This window comes from Leptospira sp. GIMC2001 (assembly GCF_028462125.1).
Classification (GTDB): domain Bacteria; phylum Spirochaetota; class Leptospiria; order Leptospirales; family Leptospiraceae.
Map to the genome: position 1 here is coordinate 1889097 of NZ_CP115468.1, position 16341 is coordinate 1905437.

The window sequence follows — 16341 nt, forward strand, 5'->3', positions numbered from 1 at the left end:
ACAAGTATTTATTTACCATAATGGTGCTGAATCTTACTACGGTGTTCGTGGATTCCGCGGTTGTATTGCAGTATAAATTAATTATAAAATAAAAGAGAATATTTTGATTCTAGAAGTTGCTATTCTGAAAGTAAAAAACAATTGCGAGAGAGAATTTGAAATAGCTTTTGCTGAAGCATCAATGATTATTTCGCAAATGCAAGGTTATCTAAATCATGAATTACTTAAATGTATAGAACAAGACAATCAGTATTTACTTTTGGTGAGATGGGAGAAATTGGAAGATCATACTGAAGGATTTAGGAAATCAAAGGAATATTTGCAATGGAAAAAACTGCTGCATGATTTCTATGATCCTTTCCCAACTGTTGAGCATTATAAATCTATCAATTTACATTCATTCGATGTTTAATCTTACTTGAACATCGAATATCATTTTATAAATTCTTTATTATAAGATTCTTCTTATAAAATTCAAAGATGATCTTTTAGTTCAAGCTTACTCAGTTTCGGAAACGTCTTCAAACTCGCAGCAACAATCAATAAAGTCATAATCCCGCCAAATAAAACTGACGGAACCGTTCCCATGAGCTTAGCTGTTACACCTGACTCGAAAGCTCCAATTTCATTTGATGATCCGATAAATATTTTATTAACCGAACTTACTCTTCCACGTAAAGTATCCGGAGTCATCACTTGCATAATTGTGGAACGGATAACTACACTAATGCTATCAAAAACTCCACTCATAAAAAGTGCAATAAGCGATATGATAAAACTGGTTGATAGTCCAAAAACAATCATACTAAACCCAAATCCGCCGACACTCCAAAGTAAAATTCTTCCAGAATTCCTAAGGGGTGGTTTGAAGCTTAGAAAAAAAGCCATTCCAACAGCTCCCATAGCAGGTGCAGCTCTTAACATTCCTAATCCTTCAGATCCAACATGAAGAATATCTGCAGCAAAAATGGGAAGTAGAGCAACAGCTCCGCCAAAAAGAACCGCAAACATATCTAAACTCATCGCACCTAAAACATATTCATTTTTGAATACAAACTTTAATCCTGAAATCAGAGAAGAACGTAGTCTTTCTTTGGAATCAAAAGGTGGAAGCGGTCTGGATGGAATAAATAAAAACAATATAAAAGCAAGGGATATAAAAAATAAATCTAATGCATAAGCGAAGCTTACACCATAGAAACCGTATACAATCCCACCTAATGCAGGACCTACTACGGCACCAATTTGAAAACTAGTTCCAGAAATTGCGGCAGAATTAGGATAGAATTCTCGTGGAACAATTTGAGTCATAAATGCAAAAATACTAGGCGCGATGAATCCTCGAGCTAAGCCCGAAAGGATGATTGTCAAATATATTGGATAGGCACCGTTTGATTTCAGAAATATTTCTCCATCCCAAGTGAACATCCATAACAATACTGAGCAAAGTATCAATACAGACATGGCTACAACAGCAATAAGTTTTCTTGGAATACGATCCGCCAAATGACCTGCATAAAGAGCTACTGCAATAGAAGGCAAGGCTTCCGCAAGTCCAATCATTCCTAGAGCTAGCGGATCTTTGGTTATACTATAAACTTGCCAGCCAACAACTACAGCCTGCATTTGAACAGCTATAACAAATAAAAGTCTTGAAACTATATAGAATCGAAAATCTCGAATAGCAAAAATCTTAAAATTGGCTTTACTTAGATTAGGATTTGTTTGCATAAAAATAAAAACCGAAAGCCGCAACCATCATGGAATGATGAATAACCCCATCTCGAATCAGCCCTGGGATAGAGGCTATGTCTTCTTCGAATATATCGATTTCTTCACTCTCATCCCAATCTAGCTCCAAAGTTTTTTCTGCATCTCTTGCAAGAAATGTATAACACCAGTTATTGAAAACGGCAGGATTACCAGAGACCTTACCAATCTGTTCCCAATTATTGGAAGTATATCCGGTCTCTTCTGCAAGCTCTCTCTTAGCAGAAATCAAAGGTGCATCATCACCGGATTCGTCAACAATGCCTCCAGGCAACTCAAGACAGTATTCATGAATTCCATGTCTGTATTGTCGAACAAGAACGATTTTCCCCGATTTTGAAATTGCAATAACATTCACCCAGCTTTTTGATTCTAGGGCATAATAGGTTTTGGTATGGCCTTTTAATTTGGCTGTGGCATCAAAAGAAACTAGATCAAAAATGGGTGTAGTATGAAGAATCTTACGATTCTTTCGTTCCCAGAGATTTTCATGAGGATTGCCATAAGAGTTCATCTTTACAAGGTAAAAATACAATTAAATCGATTCCAGCTCCTTTTATCTTTTTGGTTGATGCTGTATGGATTTTTTTTATTATGTCTCCTATACTATGTTGTTGAACCCTGAACAGGCTGCTGCCGTCCGACATGTTGACGGTCCACTTTTGGTTTTTGCTGGAGCAGGAAGTGGCAAGACTCGTGTGATCACGAATCGAATTGTTCATCTTATCGAGAAGGCTGAAATACCTCCATCCCAAATCATTGCACTTTCATTTACCAACAAAAGTGCTCGTGAAATGGAATCTCGACTTAGAAAAATGATGAATCGAAAAGCTCTAAGAGGCATCATACTTTCTACTTTTCATTCTCTCGGATTGAAAATTCTAAAGGAACATATTGAAACTCTTGGATACAATCACAATTTTTTATTATTGAATGCCAATGATCAGGAAGCTCTTGTAACTCAGCTTCTCAAGAATAGAAAACTTGACCCAAAAGAAATCCCTCCTAAAGAAATTATGAGAAGGGTAAGTCTTGCGAAAAATACCAAGGGTGCTTATCTCGATCGTCTGTCCGCTTCAAATGAAGAGGTGGATCTAACGGCCGTTACCATTTATGAAGATTATAATAAAGCTTTAAAAGATATGAACTCATTGGATTTTGATGATTTGATTTTGCTACCTTCAAGGATTTTCAAAGAAAATCCTGAAATTGCAGCAACCTTTCACAAAAAGCATAAATATTTTATGGTAGATGAATTTCAAGATACCAATGAACTTCAATATGAATTTCTGACATACCTCAGAGGAAGCAATCGGAATCTATGTGTGGTAGGCGATGATGATCAGAGTATCTATGCTTTTCGTGGATCGAATGTACAGTTAATTCTTAATTTTGAAAGAGAGTTTCCTGAGGCGAAAGTTGTTCGTTTATTAGAAAATTATCGATCAACTTCCATGATCATTCGAGCTGCAAATAGTTTAATCAAAAACAATGTTGATCGTCGGCATAAAGATCTATTTAGCAAAATTATCTCGCATGAGAAAGTTGAGTATTTCGAGACTCAGGATGAGAGAGAAGAAGCGATATTTGTAGTGGGAATGATTGAAGATGCCTACCGGAAAGCGGAAAAGCTCAGTCAAATGGCAATTCTATTTCGAACCAATTTTCAGTCTAGGCCCTTTGAAGAAGAACTTCGTATGAGAAATATTCCGTACAAAGTGGTCGGAGGATACAACTTTTTTGATCGCAGGGAAGTTCGAGATATGATTTCATATCTACGCATCATTGCCAATCCTAAAGACGAGTCTTCGCTCATGCGAACGATCAATACTCCCAAACGAGGAATAGGTCAGACGACTATAGCCAAGTTGCATCGAGAATCAATTGATAATGGTTTAAGTCTTTCGGACATTTTGTACAAAATTTCAGAGTCACCCGACTATCTTACAGATATAAAATCTAAGCATAGAACGGAGATTTATAGCTATTTAGAATTGATCGAAAAATATCGGAAGAAATTCGCACAGAGTCCGAAGCTTGCTCCCATTTTGCGTGAACTTATTACTGAATCCGGAATGGAAAAAGAAATTCTCCTTGAAGAAACGGATGAGAAAGTCGCCAAAGCAAGAATGTACAATCTGTCTGAACTTGTTAATATGTTATCTTTTTTTGAAGATGATGAAGATCGAGAAGGAAAGGCGAGCCTTTTTGATTTCTTGGCAAGACTAGCTCTTCTTATGGAAGATGACCAAGCAGATGAGGACCAAGAAGATAAAAGAGTACAACTTTTGACAATTCACCAATCAAAAGGACTTGAGTTTGACACTGTCTATGTCGTAGGTATAGAGGAAGGTATTTTACCTAACTCTCGAGTGGTGGATGAGGGGAACAATGTCGACGAAGAGCGAAGATTGTTTTATGTCGCCATGACTCGAGCGAAAACAAATTTATTATTGACAGGAGCCAAGACTCGCCGAAAATATGGGGAAACTATAGATACAAACCCATCGAGATTCTTAGAAGAAATCGATCCAGAAGCTATTCATTTGCATAGACTTTCGGGTGGTGCTTCCGAGGGAGGAATTGACTTTCTCAAAGAATTGGAAAGATTGAAGGTTGGTTAGAGAGAGATATGAACAAAAATATATTAGCTATCAGTGTATTTGCATTATTATTAGGAGCCTGCTCATCTGGAGATTCCAGAGATTCAGCAGGTCCAAGAAAAATGGAGAAGGAAGTTCAAGTAAAACTTCAAGCAATTAATGAAGAACTTGCAATCCAATCCATTCCAGAAGAAAGAAAACAACAATTGAAATTGGACAAAGCTAAGATTTTGCTCGATCATGACAATTATGATGAAGCAGCAGTTTTGTTGAAAGAAGTATTGCGGGCAAAGAATGAAGCCGTTAGCCAATCTGAAGTTAATCTATATCTGGGAAAAGCCTATTATGGTAAATCAGATTATAGTAATGCAATCAGCTATCTAAGCACTTCAGAGAGATTAGATAGAAATTACAACGATCACGAAAGAAAGAAACTTGTTGCACGATCGCTTTATGAGGAAAAGGAATACTATCCAGCTTTGGCTGCTCTTAGCAAAGCTTACAAAGGACCAGAAACTCCAAAAGATCATTTTTACTATGAAACAGCAGCTCGTACTTACTACAAGATGGGCTTTCACAACAAGAGTGTAGATTTTTATAAAAAAGGTCTGCATGTAGCTGAGCTTGGTCTCAAAGAATATCCTGGGAGTGAAACTCTCCGTGCAATCCAATCCGATTGCTTAAAAGTTTTGGAACCAAATAAATAATTCAAAGTTTTTCTTCATGCTCTCTCAAAAATTCCAAGATTGGTTTAAAAGACCAATCTTGGTTTCTACAAAACTAAATTTCCTTAACAAAAAACTTGCGATCTATCTGGGGGCAGTGGCTGTCCTTTGCATTTCCCTATGGATTGGTTATCGCATATTAGCCTACAAGGCATTTGAGTCCAGAATACAAGTCGGACAGATTCGAACTTTTTTAACCCATATCATCAATACAGATTTAGATAAGGCAGTTGATGTCGGAATTATAGAATTTTCTTTGTTCGAAGGAATCTTAGTAGAAGATTTGGTGATCTCACAAGAGGAAGATTTTACATTCAATCGTAAGTTATTGCAATCACGCAAGATTGCTTTGCAACTTTCATCCATATTCTCGAAAGAACCATATCTAAAGAAAATCAAGATCATTGATGCAAAATTTCAAATTGATATAAATGATGATTTTTTTCAAAAATTGATTGATTACCTTTTACTTGTTAACATTCAAGAAGTTGAATTCCAAGGAACAACAATTGAGCTCTATGAAGGAGAGCGTCTGATTTTAAAATTGGATGAGCCCACCAATTGGGTTTTTCAAAAAAAGAATAATACGATAGAACTTTATTTCAAGAATAGAACGTACTTTTTGCCTTTCATCACGAAAATTGAAGGTTCGGGTGTGATTGAGCTATCTGAGAGCAAGGACTATCAATTGAATTTTAATGCTCTATGGAGAAATATTGAAAGTAATCAGCTTCCAGGAATCTCTTTGTGGTTAGGTGATTTTGATCCTGACGCTGGAAAAATGCATGGCGAAATGCAAATCCAACTCAAAGATGCAATATGGAATTTGAATGCATCATCTGAATGGGTTAATGCAAGTGGAAGATTTAGAATATGGGAAGATCTACAAATTGACAATTTTACTTTTAAGACCAAGTCAATTATTCAGATCAACAATACTTCAAAAATTAAATCCATGCAAAGGAACCTTTTGAGTGAAGAGGTTGAATGGAATACAAAGCTAGAAACGAAGTTGGATTTAACTGAAGGCAATACGAATTGGACTATCTATGACTTAGAATCTTTTTCCAATAATCATATGAAAGGGAATCAAATGAATATTGGTGGTTCCATAAATGGGAATCTAACATGGAAAGAGACGGGAATTCGAAACAATTGGTTTCATTTTAATGGTGAAATGAATTGGAATAATGGCTTTTTGAAGGAAGGTTCGATTGATTTAAATTGGAATAGCTGGAAAACTACTATCAAAGAAAATATTTTGAATAGTGGATTTGATGGAGAAATATTCGGCTCGAAATTAAAACTTGAAAGCGCTATAAAATTACAAATTTGGAAATCAATTCGACCTGATAAAACCAATTACTATCCGCTTGGAACAAATGGAGAAATATCAGGAAACTTAGAAAGAATTGTTTTGGAGCATTGGTATCCGATTTTCAATCAATACAAAACAAAAATCGAAAAAGAAATCCGAGAAAGACAAGAAAAGATTATTCCTGAAGAGTATTTTACTCAGTTCAAAATATATAAATACTTGCTAGAAGAGATGAATATAAGTTGGGATTTGAAGATAAATGAAATTGTAACAATCCCTGTGAATACGAATTCGAAAGAACCAGATAATAGCATTTTAGATTTTATTCTCAGAAAATCTCCAATCGATAAAACTCCTCTCGAAAAATACAATGATCTAGAAAAGAAAACTTCGAAGGAAAGTCTCAAAAATTGGTTGTTTACAGGTTCTATCAAATCAGGTAGAGGTATTGGAAAATTAGTTCAGCTCTCAACTTCCAATCGCCTCGAATTCAACACGCAATTTGCTAACAAGACACCTTACCTAGAATTTTCTATCAATGTTGAAGATATTCCTTGGAGACAGACAAGTATCCAAATATGCGGACTTCCATTGCACTCAGACAGATTGAGTTTATACTATTCGATAAAAACGCGTGGATCTGATTATTACGGTTTATCGAAACAGGCTAATCATAGTTCTGTCTGGGGATTTCACAAAGCTAAATTTCTCATTGGTTCCAATGATGGAACCTTTGAATCTAAATTACCAATTGATCGTAAGTATTTAACCATGAATTTTGATTTGGATTTGGAAATGGATCGGTATTTCGAAACTAGCTATTATAGAAATATCCATTGGGTTGAACTGAGTCCTGAGCCTGTTTATGAATGGAAAGGATCTGGGAATTCAAGAAGTCTTTATCCAAGCTATAATTTGTATGGAAAACTTGAATCTGAGACTAAGACTTTGAATTTTTCTGATGAAGGAATGCAATGCCGATGACTAATATTTTCAAAATTTCAATTTATTTTCTTATCTTATTCTTATTCTTTAATTGTTCAGACGAAGAAGTTGCACAGAAAGAATCTGGACTTATATCACTTGAAGGCAAGTGGATGATTTCTCCTTCAGAAGATGACTCTGCAATTTTAGATTTTTCAGCTGCGGCGGGAGAAGCTGTTTATAGCACTCAGAATAACCAAATCAGTTATATTCTTTTGTCGGATGGCAAAGGTGTAAGAATCCAATCATTGGATGAATCTGTGCCTCGAGGATATTTTCTTTTTGTGGATAGAAAGAAAGATTCTTGGACTGGAATCTGGGATGAGAAATTGGTTCGCTTGATTCTACAGCAATAAAAATTCTATTGATTCAATAATTTGAAGTAATTCATGATTGTTTTTGCAGCAAGCCTTGAACCTTCTTGTTCTGCAAGTTCTCGATCTTTTACTTTCTGAATCGCATCAATTATTGTTTTACGATATTTCGAATTTTCTAATATTGCGATCGCTTCTTTTGTAATATATTCAGCTTTGCATTCCGCTTGCAATAACTCCCGACATATTTCTTGTCCAGCAAGAATGTTTACTAGTCCAACGGATTTGGTTTTGATTAAGAGACTCCCTATGAAATAGGAAAGTAAACTTACTTTGTAGATGATTACCATAGGCTTAACAAAATACGTTGCTTCCAATGTTGCTGTTCCGGATGCGATCAATAATAGATCACTTGCTTCCATAACTTGTAAGGATGATTGAAAGGCATAATGGATATTGAGGGCAGGGAAGACCTCTTTTGCTTTCTCAATCGCATCCTTGAGATAAGCATCTTCTTTAGTATTGATGTTTGGAAGAAGAAAAGTTACTTCGGTTTTTTTCTTATCCATTGAGAAATGTTTTTGTATAGCAATAGCAGATTTAAGCAACTCAGGCGTTAACTTGCGAATTTCTTGTGATCTAGATCCAGGAAGCAGTCCAATCACCTTATGGTTTGCATCATGGGATAATTTAATGGGAAGGGGATTTTCATGTTTTTTGGATTCTTTGATTCTTTTGGATAAAGGATGTCCAACGTAGAATGCGTTCACTCCGTATTCGCGATAAAGATCTTCTTCGAATTGAAAAAGAGTCAACATAATATCTACATTTTTTCTTATGAAGAAGATTCTCTTGAATTTCCATGCCCAGATCTGGGGAGATACATAGAATACGACTCGAATTCCTTTTTCCTTTAGCCTTTCCGCCAAACGTAAATTAAATCCTGGATAGTCAATTAAGATCACCAATTTGGTTTCTCGTTTGATAATTTCTTCAACCATCTTCTCGAGCAATGATTTCAGAAAGCTGTATTTCTTGATTATTTCAAAAAAACCTATTACTGCGAGATTATCCATATCTTCAAGACTATGGAATCCCTCAGAAATCATATGTTCGCCACCGATTCCGTAGAATTCAGTATCTTGTGAATATTTTTTAAGTTCTTTTAATAGATCTCCACCGAGAAGATCACCAGAATGTTCACCCGCAAGAATGAAAACTGGAAAACCAAAACTATCCTTTTTTCGGTTTTTCTCAGCGGATTTTTTTATATTCGTTGATTGCTTTTTTGCCTTTTGTTCCATAACAAACCAGATTCAATTTATTCTTCTCAGCAAATGCTATCGTATCTTGCGGTCTGACCACAATGGTTTCACCCTCACGAAAAGCAAGAGTCTTACATTTAGCTTCAAGCATTGTTTGCAAGGTATGAATCCCAATGGTCGGTAGGTCAAATCTTGGATCTTGGTTGCGCTTAGAGGACTTGCATACGATTGCTGTGCCTTTCTTTGCAGTATAAAATCCACCGCGACGAATTGTCTCATCGGTTCCTTCTGCAGCTTCAACTGCAACAACGGACCTGTCAAGAACTACTACAGATTGACCAACATCCAAATTGGCCATTTTACTAGCGTAATCCATTCCAAATTCTATATCATTCATTTCATTGGTAGAAAGTTTGGATTTAGTATATCTACCTTGTTCAAGAAGTAATGAGGAAAGAAATTTTTTCTGCGATTCAAATTCTATTCCATACTTCGTGAACTCTTCAGCAACCGCAAGAAATAAAGGATGATCATTCTTATTGATGGTTTTTGCAAGAATGGAAATCGCTTTTAAATCAAATTTGAGTCCTTTGAATAAAAGTTCTTTTCTTACTTTTCCAGTAAGTAAGATACGATTGATTTTTTGCTTTTTGCAAATTTTGAGAATCTCGCCAATCTTAGTTAGGTGGACTTGGATAGTCCTCTTTGGTTCAATATTTGGATCGAAGTCTGATTCTCTCAATCCCAAAAGAATTGGGTCTTCACCCATTTGAATTGCTTCTTGCAAAGCAATAAATGGTAACTCACCGCCACCAGCGATAATTCCTAATCTGTTAAGAGACAAGGTAGAAGATTCTACTCGCTTGTTGAAGTTTTGGATCCGCTATCAGAACTAGAAGTTGCTTGCGAGGATGAGCTTGCTCCTGAATCACTAGATGAAGAGCTTGCAGCAGTACTAGATCCAGCAACTGCGCTTGAACTAGATTGGGAAGTCGGTGCTCCAGAATCTGGTTTTTTATAATCAGTTACATAAAACCCAGAACCCTTGAAAATAATCCCAGATCCTTTTGAGATAAGTCTTGTCACTGAACCTGCTTTTTCGCAAAGACAATTCGTCAACGCATCATCCTTCATGGATTGAAAATGTTCAAATTCTTTACCACATGTATTGCATCGATAGTCATAAGTTGGCATAATATATTTCTCCTATTTATTCTTTTCCAATTCGGAAACCGTAAAGAATTGCGGAATGATTGGTTTTCTTAACTGCTTGGGGAATACAAATCTCCCAGGAATAGGTTCCTTTTTCCAAAACATTGGAGTCCAAAGGAAGTGATTTAACATTTTGAAGAATTCCTGAGTTTTTACGAATCAAAGTTCCCAAGAAATAGTTTTCCTTACCGCCAGTGATCTTAAGAGAAAGAGTTTCTCTCACGCTTGGGCTGTCTACTAGAAAATTATTTCCATTTAAGATGATATTATTATCACCAACTTCAATTTTAAAAGCGGGGTGGGATTGTCCGCCATAGAGTACATGGAATTCTGCAATCGGAACCGACTCTTCTGCGGAATCAATTTCATAGAAAACTTCGAAGAAATTTTTCTTTCCACTAAATTTACGACAAATCAATTCTTTCTTTCCATCTTGCGGTCTATACACTGTGAAACCAACTTCACCGTGACGGACTTTTCTTTTGGTTGGAATATAATCACCGAAAAAATATAGAGGTATGGATTCTTCTCGCCATGTATCAAAATCTATTTGAGCAAAGTATTCCAGAGTTGAAAATCTGGATTTGCAACGTTCTACTAGCATTTGACTTGGTTTATGGATTTGGGTTTGTGGGCTGAACACCCAACCTGATTTAAATAATTTTGGAGAAAAGCAACGGATCCAGAATCCTTGCTTACCACCTAAAGTTTCTTCATTGCTATCTCGATCAAAACAATACAATTCATCATCTGAATTCAATTGTCCAAGAACAGGGTATTCAGTTCCTGCGCCGAAACGGAAATTCACTCGGTCACCTTTTATATGAAATAAATTATTGTAAAAAGGTGAAGATTCTTCTGTTGCAAGAAAATGAATTGTCTCGATAAGAAATCCTGATTCAATTTCTCCAATAGGATCTAATGGCGATTGAAAAAGCTCCACTAAAGCAATGCTCGTATCTTTCATGAAGTTTCTAGGATCTTCAAAAAGAATTCGATTTAGATACTCAGAATTTTTATCAGGAGGATTGCAGAAAATCGAAGAGTGTACTTTTTCAAGTAAGCTCTTTTGATACCAGTAAGCATGCTTTTTCAATCTTAGAAAGAATGGATCTTCTAAATGAGTACAGATTTTTCCATCTACTTTATATTCAGTATGAGGCACTTCATGGTAGTCGTTTAATTTTTCTATGAGTTCGTTTTTGTCAGACTCGGAAGCTGTAAGATTGATTTTCTTTTCAATTCCAGAAACAGCAAGTGATATTAAGGCATGGTCTTCTTCTTCCAAACCTTTTTCATCATGATAGATTTTCAGGACATGGAAATAGTCCTTCTTATCAATTGCTTCCAGAGCACGTTCTCTGAGAGGTCTTATATCAATCAGAAAATATGCTACGATGGATGCGAGTAGAAAGATTACGAATGCGGTAGTAAAGACTCTAGATAAGATCACAGATTATTGGAAGGAACCAATTTATCCTTGTCAATTTTATATTCTTCAAATAGGGAATTTTTAGAGACGTAGTATCTATGAAGGTTGATATTGTAGTCCACTTTTGCACGTATCATACTGAGTTGATCTTGAACTAATGAATCAAGAGCATTCTTAACGGACACCGCGTTGAATCGACCTTGCTGAAAACTACGGAGAACACCATTGTAGTATTTTCTGGATTCTTGTTCCGTATTTTCTGCATTTTTGTAAATGGTATAAGTAGCTTTTAGAACATCGATTTTTGTTTTTACATCATCAGCTACAACTCGAACTAGATCGTCTTCTTCTATATTTGCTTGTCTTTTTTGAATTTCTGCATCTCTTATTCCCGCTTTGACTCCTTTATCAAATAAAGGGTAAGAGAAATCGATCGCACCTTGCTGTATTGGATATTTTTCTGAAGACACGCCTTGGTTTTTGCTTGTAAAGTTTTCTTGAGGGCTAACGAGATTTTGCGCTTGGTAGCCGTAACTTCCGGATACTTTTAGTGTTGGCAAAGCGTCATTATTCGCCATTTTCATCGCAAGTTCTGCATTTTCTTTCTTTCTTGCCATATTTCGAAAATCAGCTCGATGATTATAAGCATATTCTAAATCTCTTTTATAATCAATCGTCTTAGGGAGATCTTCTACCAAAGGAGTCACTTTGGAAAAGTTGGTATCTGCCGGAAGGTTTAGAGTTCGAAGAAGTTTTCGTTTCGCTTCATCTCGATCTACTTTTGCATTAGCTAATTGGCTTTCTGCTTGAGCGAGAAGGGCGTTCCATTGGTTCACTTCAAAATTCTCTGATAAACCAAGGCCTTGTTTTCGTATGGTAAGATTTCTTACATTCTTTGTATTGTTGAGAAGTTGCTCAAATGTAACAACAGAATTCTCTTTTACAGAGTAATCCCAATAATCAACCAAAGATTCTACTATGATATTAGAAAGCTCTTGTTCCAGTTCTTCTTTACGAATCAAAGAATTGTTTTCCAGAATCTGTTCGGTCTTTCTTTCTTTGTATCCAAATCCATTTTTCAATAGATCCTGTGCGATAGTCGCTGTAACCGAACCAGTATACAAAGGGCCAATACCTAAGCCGCTGAATCCTGGTGGATTTCTAAATTGATCTTCAAAAGCATTTGAGTCAAATCTTGTGCTTCCTACATTCACTTTGAAATACGTTCCTGTACTAAACAGTTTCTCAATTCCAGTATTGTACTCATTCGTCTGAGTCTTGGTTCCAGTAAAAATCGTGCTCTGGTTGAATGGATTCTTTTTCTGGTCAATGCTTGCATCAGCAACGACTCTCCAAGAATACTTTCCTTGGTTCTTTAGTTCATCTGTATCGGCTTTCGATAATTCTAATTTCTTGCGTAAAACTTTCGGATCATTATCTAAGGCTCTTCGAATTGCCTCATCTAAAGTGAGACTGACCCCATCTGCTGAATTGGGATTACTTTGGTTTTTGGTTCTATCCAAATTGTCATCGGAGGATTTAGAAATAGTTGCCTGAGATTTGGAATCTTCCTGACCATCTGCCGATTCAGTCAGAGCATCATCCCCTTGAGAGGAATCGTTTTTTTGTCCCGAAGAACAGGTTGTGAGAGATAGTATAATAATTGAGGTAAGTAGAAATCGTACGATCATCATTGTGTTAGACCCTTCTACCCTAGTTTTTGGATTGGTTCTTAGATGGCAAAATCTTTTTAACCTAGGGTCTTGAGAATTCCTTAGACCCTAGTGCAATCAAGACAATCTAACGTAATTTATTTACCGATTGCCGCCTTCATTTTTTCTCCAACTTCTGCAATCGACTGGCATACATGAATTCCAGCATCCTTCATTGCTTTCATTTTCGACTCGGCAGTTCCGAGACCGCCAGAAATAATCGCTCCGGCATGTCCCATTCTCTTACCTGGTGGTGCAGTTTGACCTGCAATGAATCCAACTACTGGTTTTTTGACAAATTCTTTGATGTAAGCTGCAGCTTCTTCTTCAGAAGTTCCGCCGATCTCACCAATCATCACAATACCTTCAGTTTCTGGATCTTCATTCAGAAGTTTTACAGCTTCATAATGATTCATTCCAGGAACTGGATCTCCGCCGATTCCAATACAAGTCGATTGACCTAGACCTTGTTTTGTTATCTGAGCTACTGATTCGTAAGTCAATGTTCCAGAACGAGAAACCAAACCAATTGTGCCTGGTGAGTGAATGAAGCCTGGCATAATTCCTAGTTTTTGTTTCGCTCTTGGAGTGATCACTCCTGGACAGTTTGGTCCTACCAATTTGGTTTTGGAATTACGAAGGACGCTGTACACTTTTAGCATATCGTGAGTCGGAATTCCTTCTGTGATACAAACAATCAATGGGATTTCTGCAAATATACCTTCGAGAATTGCATCAGCTGCAAATGGAGGTGGAACAAAAATTACGGCAGCATTTGCTCCTTCATCTTTCATTGCATCTCCGATGCTATTGAAAACAGGAACTTTAGATTCCCATTTGGATCCACCTTTACCCGGAGTAACACCGGCAATCAGTTTTGTTCCGTATTCCAACATCTGGGTTGCGTGGAAAGATCCTTCCTTACCCGTGATTCCTTGGACTACGACTCTTGTTTTTTCATCTACTAAAACAGCCATTAATAATACTCCCTATTTGATCATTTTGGCGATAGTCTGTGCTGCTTCACGCAGATCATCTACACCTGTGATTTTCAATCCACTTTTGTTCAAAATCTCACGACCCAATTCTGCATTGGTTCCTTGGAGACGAACTACGAGTGGGACACTAAGATCTACGGCTTTTGCAGCTTCAATGATTCCTTCCGCAACCATATTGCATCGAACAATTCCGCCAAAAATATTTACGAAGATACCTTTTACGTTCGGATCACCTAAGATGATTTTGAAACCATTAGTAACAGTAGTTACATTTGCTCCACCGCCGACGTCCAAGAAGTTTGCAGGTTCAGCACCAGCAAGTTTAACGATGTCCATGGTTGCCATAGCAAGTCCTGCACCGTTGACCATGCAACCGATGTTACCGTCTAGTTTTACATAGTTAAGATTGAATTCACTCGCTTGCAATTCTAGAGGATCTTCTTCCGATTTGTCTCTATAATTGATATTGTCTGGATGACGATACATTGCGTTCTCATCTAGATCCATCTTGCAGTCACCAGCGATGATTTCATTCTGCTTAGTCAAAATCAGAGGATTCACTTCAAGCAGTGCTAAGTCTTCTGCGATATAAGCTGTGTATGCTTTGAGAACGAGATCCATAAAAGATTTCTGAGCTTCCGCTGGAATGTTCAAGTCAAAAGCAAGTTTACGAACTTGGTTTGGTTGAACTCCAATTCCTGGATCGACAACAACTTTTAGGATTTTCTCTGGAGTATGTTCTGCTACTTCTTCAATCTCCATACCACCTTCAGTAGATGCCATGATGATTGTTTTGCGAAGTGAACGATCTAGAAGGATAGAAATATAGTATTCTTTTGCAATTTCTAAACCTTGCTCAAGGTAGATTTTTAAAACCTTTTTCCCTTCAGCACCGGTCTGCGGGGTGATGAGTTGCATTCCGAGAATTTTCTCAGCTGCTGCTTTGGCATCGTCTTTGGTTTTGGCAACCTTGACTCCACCGCCTTTTCCGCGTCCACCTGCGTGAATCTGTGCTTTTACAACAACTACGGGGGACTTTTGTGAGACTTCCGAATATGCTTTTTCGAAGTCTTCTTTTTTATCGATTACGACACCGAAGGGCACATTCGCCTTGTGTCTCTTGAGGATCTCTTTGGCTTGGTATTCGTGAACTTTCATGGATTCCTTTATAAAACAAAATCTATAAGGTATTTTTTTAACTAGGTCGAGACTGTCATGCAAAAAAATTGAAAGAATTCTAGATCGTTACGATTCGTCTTGATACCTAATGATCCATGTATTCCGAAAGGTAGACTGGATTGGGTCAGAGATTCTTAAGAACATCTCCGATAATGAGGGATGCTTCTTTGAGCCCAGCTTTCCAGCGTGATTCAGCTTCTTTCTTGGAAGTTTTCTCATCAAAACCCAGTTGCACAAGTCCTAGTATAGCCAATTCCAGTTGTGAATCCAAGGATTCTTGAGTTGATATGGTTTCATCTTCAACGAAGTGATCTGAAAGAAAACTCTCTAGCTTCTTTAAATTCTGTTTGAGTTCGAATAAAACTTTCTCAGAAGTTTTCCCTTTTACCTTGGGAATTTTTTCTAAGGCTTGCTTGTTCTCAGCTTTTGCGATATTGAATAGGGCATCTGCATCATAGAAAGAAAGTATTTTAAGCGAAGTCTGTTCTCCGATTCCATTGAAAGACTTCATAAGCCGAAAAAGCTCGCGATCACGTGCGGTAAGAAATCCAAATAATTTTTGGCTTCTGTCTGTAATCGAGTGATAGATATGCAAAACTATATTTGCATTTTCGGGAAGGGATTTCAGATGAAGATGAGTCGGAAAAGGAATTTGAATCTCGTAACCGACTCCACTAGCAGTTTCCAAAATTACATGACCCATTTCCAATCTAAGAACATTTCCGCGTAAGCTTGCTATCATAAAGTTAATCTGAAGATTCTAGTACAATGTCGTAGTTCAAGGATTTTTTCCTTGCTATTCTTTATTAACTCGTAGTGTATTAAAAAG

At 37.0% G+C, this 16341-nt stretch carries 15 protein-coding genes and 1 pseudogene (1 of these 16 cut by a window edge); 6 read left to right on the forward strand and 10 right to left on the reverse strand.

Going from position 1 to position 16341, the window contains the following annotated elements; all coding sequences use genetic code 11:
• Both O4O04_RS10255 and O4O04_RS10260 read left to right on the forward strand, forming a co-directional pair.
• Positions 1-76, forward strand: the final stretch of a protein-coding gene (locus O4O04_RS10255; protein ID WP_272535847.1) for a DUF4256 domain-containing protein. Its footprint begins 491 nt before the window's first position; the window shows 76 of its 567 coding nt (coding positions 492-567); its start codon lies off the left edge, out of view; the stop codon is at positions 74-76.
• Positions 77-103: 27 nt separating this feature from the next.
• Positions 104-412: an antibiotic biosynthesis monooxygenase family protein gene (locus O4O04_RS10260; protein WP_272535848.1), complete on the forward strand. Its 309-nt coding sequence runs from the start codon at positions 104-106 to the stop codon at positions 410-412.
• Positions 413-474: 62 nt separating this feature from the next.
• Here the strand turns inward: O4O04_RS10260 and O4O04_RS10265 are convergent, their stop codons facing one another.
• Positions 475-1731 (reverse strand): MFS transporter, encoded by a 1257-nt coding sequence (locus tag O4O04_RS10265; RefSeq protein ID WP_272535849.1) that lies wholly within the window; start codon positions 1729-1731, stop codon positions 475-477.
• Positions 1715-2284, reverse strand: coding sequence for an NUDIX hydrolase (locus O4O04_RS10270; protein WP_272536063.1), 570 nt, complete (start codon positions 2282-2284; stop codon positions 1715-1717). Before O4O04_RS10270 ends, O4O04_RS10265 begins: the two co-directional genes overlap by 17 nt.
• Positions 2285-2378: 94 nt before the next feature.
• On the opposite strand from O4O04_RS10270, the gene O4O04_RS10275 reads away from it, so the two are divergent.
• The 4 genes from O4O04_RS10275 to O4O04_RS10290 are packed head-to-tail and all read left to right on the forward strand — an operon-like array spanning position 2379 to position 7756.
• Positions 2379-4394, forward strand: coding sequence for an ATP-dependent helicase (locus O4O04_RS10275; RefSeq protein WP_272536065.1), 2016 nt, complete (start codon positions 2379-2381; stop codon positions 4392-4394).
• 8 nt (positions 4395-4402) lie between these two features.
• Complete coding sequence (locus tag O4O04_RS10280) at positions 4403-5080, forward strand: tetratricopeptide repeat protein (RefSeq protein ID WP_272535850.1); 678 nt, start codon at positions 4403-4405, stop codon at positions 5078-5080.
• Between the two features lie 16 nt (positions 5081-5096).
• Complete coding sequence (locus O4O04_RS10285; protein WP_272535851.1) at positions 5097-7400, forward strand: hypothetical protein; 2304 nt, start codon at positions 5097-5099, stop codon at positions 7398-7400.
• On the forward strand, positions 7397-7756 hold the full coding sequence (locus O4O04_RS10290) for a PH domain-containing protein (RefSeq protein WP_272535852.1): 360 nt from the start codon (positions 7397-7399) through the stop codon (positions 7754-7756). The genes O4O04_RS10285 and O4O04_RS10290 overlap by 4 nt, the downstream gene beginning before the upstream one ends.
• 5 nt (positions 7757-7761) lie before the next feature.
• Here the strand turns inward: O4O04_RS10290 and lpxB are convergent, their stop codons facing one another.
• From lpxB to ruvA, 8 genes and pseudogenes are all read right to left on the reverse strand, one after another.
• Positions 7762-9018 (reverse strand): lipid-A-disaccharide synthase, encoded by a 1257-nt coding sequence (lpxB, locus tag O4O04_RS10295; RefSeq protein WP_272535853.1) that lies wholly within the window; start codon positions 9016-9018, stop codon positions 7762-7764.
• Positions 8969-9823: an LpxI family protein gene (locus O4O04_RS10300; protein WP_272535854.1), complete on the reverse strand. Its 855-nt coding sequence runs from the start codon at positions 9821-9823 to the stop codon at positions 8969-8971. Before O4O04_RS10300 ends, lpxB begins: the two co-directional genes overlap by 50 nt.
• A 119-nt stretch (positions 9824-9942) precedes the next feature.
• A pseudogene (locus tag O4O04_RS10305) lies at positions 9943-10173 on the reverse strand (FmdB family zinc ribbon protein); the annotation flags it as partial.
• A gap of 16 nt (positions 10174-10189) precedes the next feature.
• Positions 10190-11644, reverse strand: coding sequence for an SH3 domain-containing protein (locus O4O04_RS10310; RefSeq protein WP_272535855.1), 1455 nt, complete (start codon positions 11642-11644; stop codon positions 10190-10192).
• A complete protein-coding gene (locus tag O4O04_RS10315) occupies positions 11641-13317 on the reverse strand; it encodes a TolC family protein (RefSeq protein ID WP_272535856.1) in 1677 nt (558 codons plus the stop codon). Before O4O04_RS10315 ends, O4O04_RS10310 begins: the two co-directional genes overlap by 4 nt.
• 116 nt (positions 13318-13433) lie before the next feature.
• Complete coding sequence (gene sucD / locus O4O04_RS10320) at positions 13434-14312, reverse strand: succinate--CoA ligase subunit alpha (RefSeq protein WP_272535858.1); 879 nt, start codon at positions 14310-14312, stop codon at positions 13434-13436.
• 12 nt (positions 14313-14324) lie between these two features.
• Positions 14325-15491, reverse strand: coding sequence for an ADP-forming succinate--CoA ligase subunit beta (sucC, locus tag O4O04_RS10325; RefSeq protein WP_272535860.1), 1167 nt, complete (start codon positions 15489-15491; stop codon positions 14325-14327).
• A gap of 145 nt (positions 15492-15636) precedes the next feature.
• On the reverse strand, positions 15637-16254 hold the full coding sequence (ruvA, locus tag O4O04_RS10330) for a Holliday junction branch migration protein RuvA (RefSeq protein WP_272535861.1): 618 nt from the start codon (positions 16252-16254) through the stop codon (positions 15637-15639).
• Between the last annotated feature and the right edge of the window lie 87 nt (positions 16255-16341).

What these genes read in the sequence shown, in the direction of transcription:
- O4O04_RS10270 (WP_272536063.1), bottom strand. Translation starts at nt 2,284, where the DNA reads ATGAACTCTTATGGCAATCCTCATGAAAATCTCTGGGAACGAAAGAAT.
- lpxB (WP_272535853.1), bottom strand. Translation starts at nt 9,018, where the DNA reads ATGGAACAAAAGGCAAAAAAGCAATCAACGAATATAAAAAAATCCGCT.
- O4O04_RS10265 (WP_272535849.1), bottom strand. Translation starts at nt 1,731, where the DNA reads ATGCAAACAAATCCTAATCTAAGTAAAGCCAATTTTAAGATTTTTGCT.
- sucD (WP_272535858.1), bottom strand. Translation starts at nt 14,312, where the DNA reads ATGGCTGTTTTAGTAGATGAAAAAACAAGAGTCGTAGTCCAAGGAATC.
- sucC (WP_272535860.1), bottom strand. Translation starts at nt 15,491, where the DNA reads ATGAAAGTTCACGAATACCAAGCCAAAGAGATCCTCAAGAGACACAAG.
- O4O04_RS10290 (WP_272535852.1), top strand. Translation starts at nt 7,397, where the DNA reads ATGACTAATATTTTCAAAATTTCAATTTATTTTCTTATCTTATTCTTA.
- O4O04_RS10275 (WP_272536065.1), top strand. Translation starts at nt 2,379, where the DNA reads ATGTTGTTGAACCCTGAACAGGCTGCTGCCGTCCGACATGTTGACGGT.
- O4O04_RS10280 (WP_272535850.1), top strand. Translation starts at nt 4,403, where the DNA reads ATGAACAAAAATATATTAGCTATCAGTGTATTTGCATTATTATTAGGA.
- O4O04_RS10315 (WP_272535856.1), bottom strand. Translation starts at nt 13,317, where the DNA reads ATGATGATCGTACGATTTCTACTTACCTCAATTATTATACTATCTCTC.
- ruvA (WP_272535861.1), bottom strand. Translation starts at nt 16,254, where the DNA reads ATGATAGCAAGCTTACGCGGAAATGTTCTTAGATTGGAAATGGGTCAT.
- O4O04_RS10285 (WP_272535851.1), top strand. Translation starts at nt 5,097, where the DNA reads ATGCTCTCTCAAAAATTCCAAGATTGGTTTAAAAGACCAATCTTGGTT.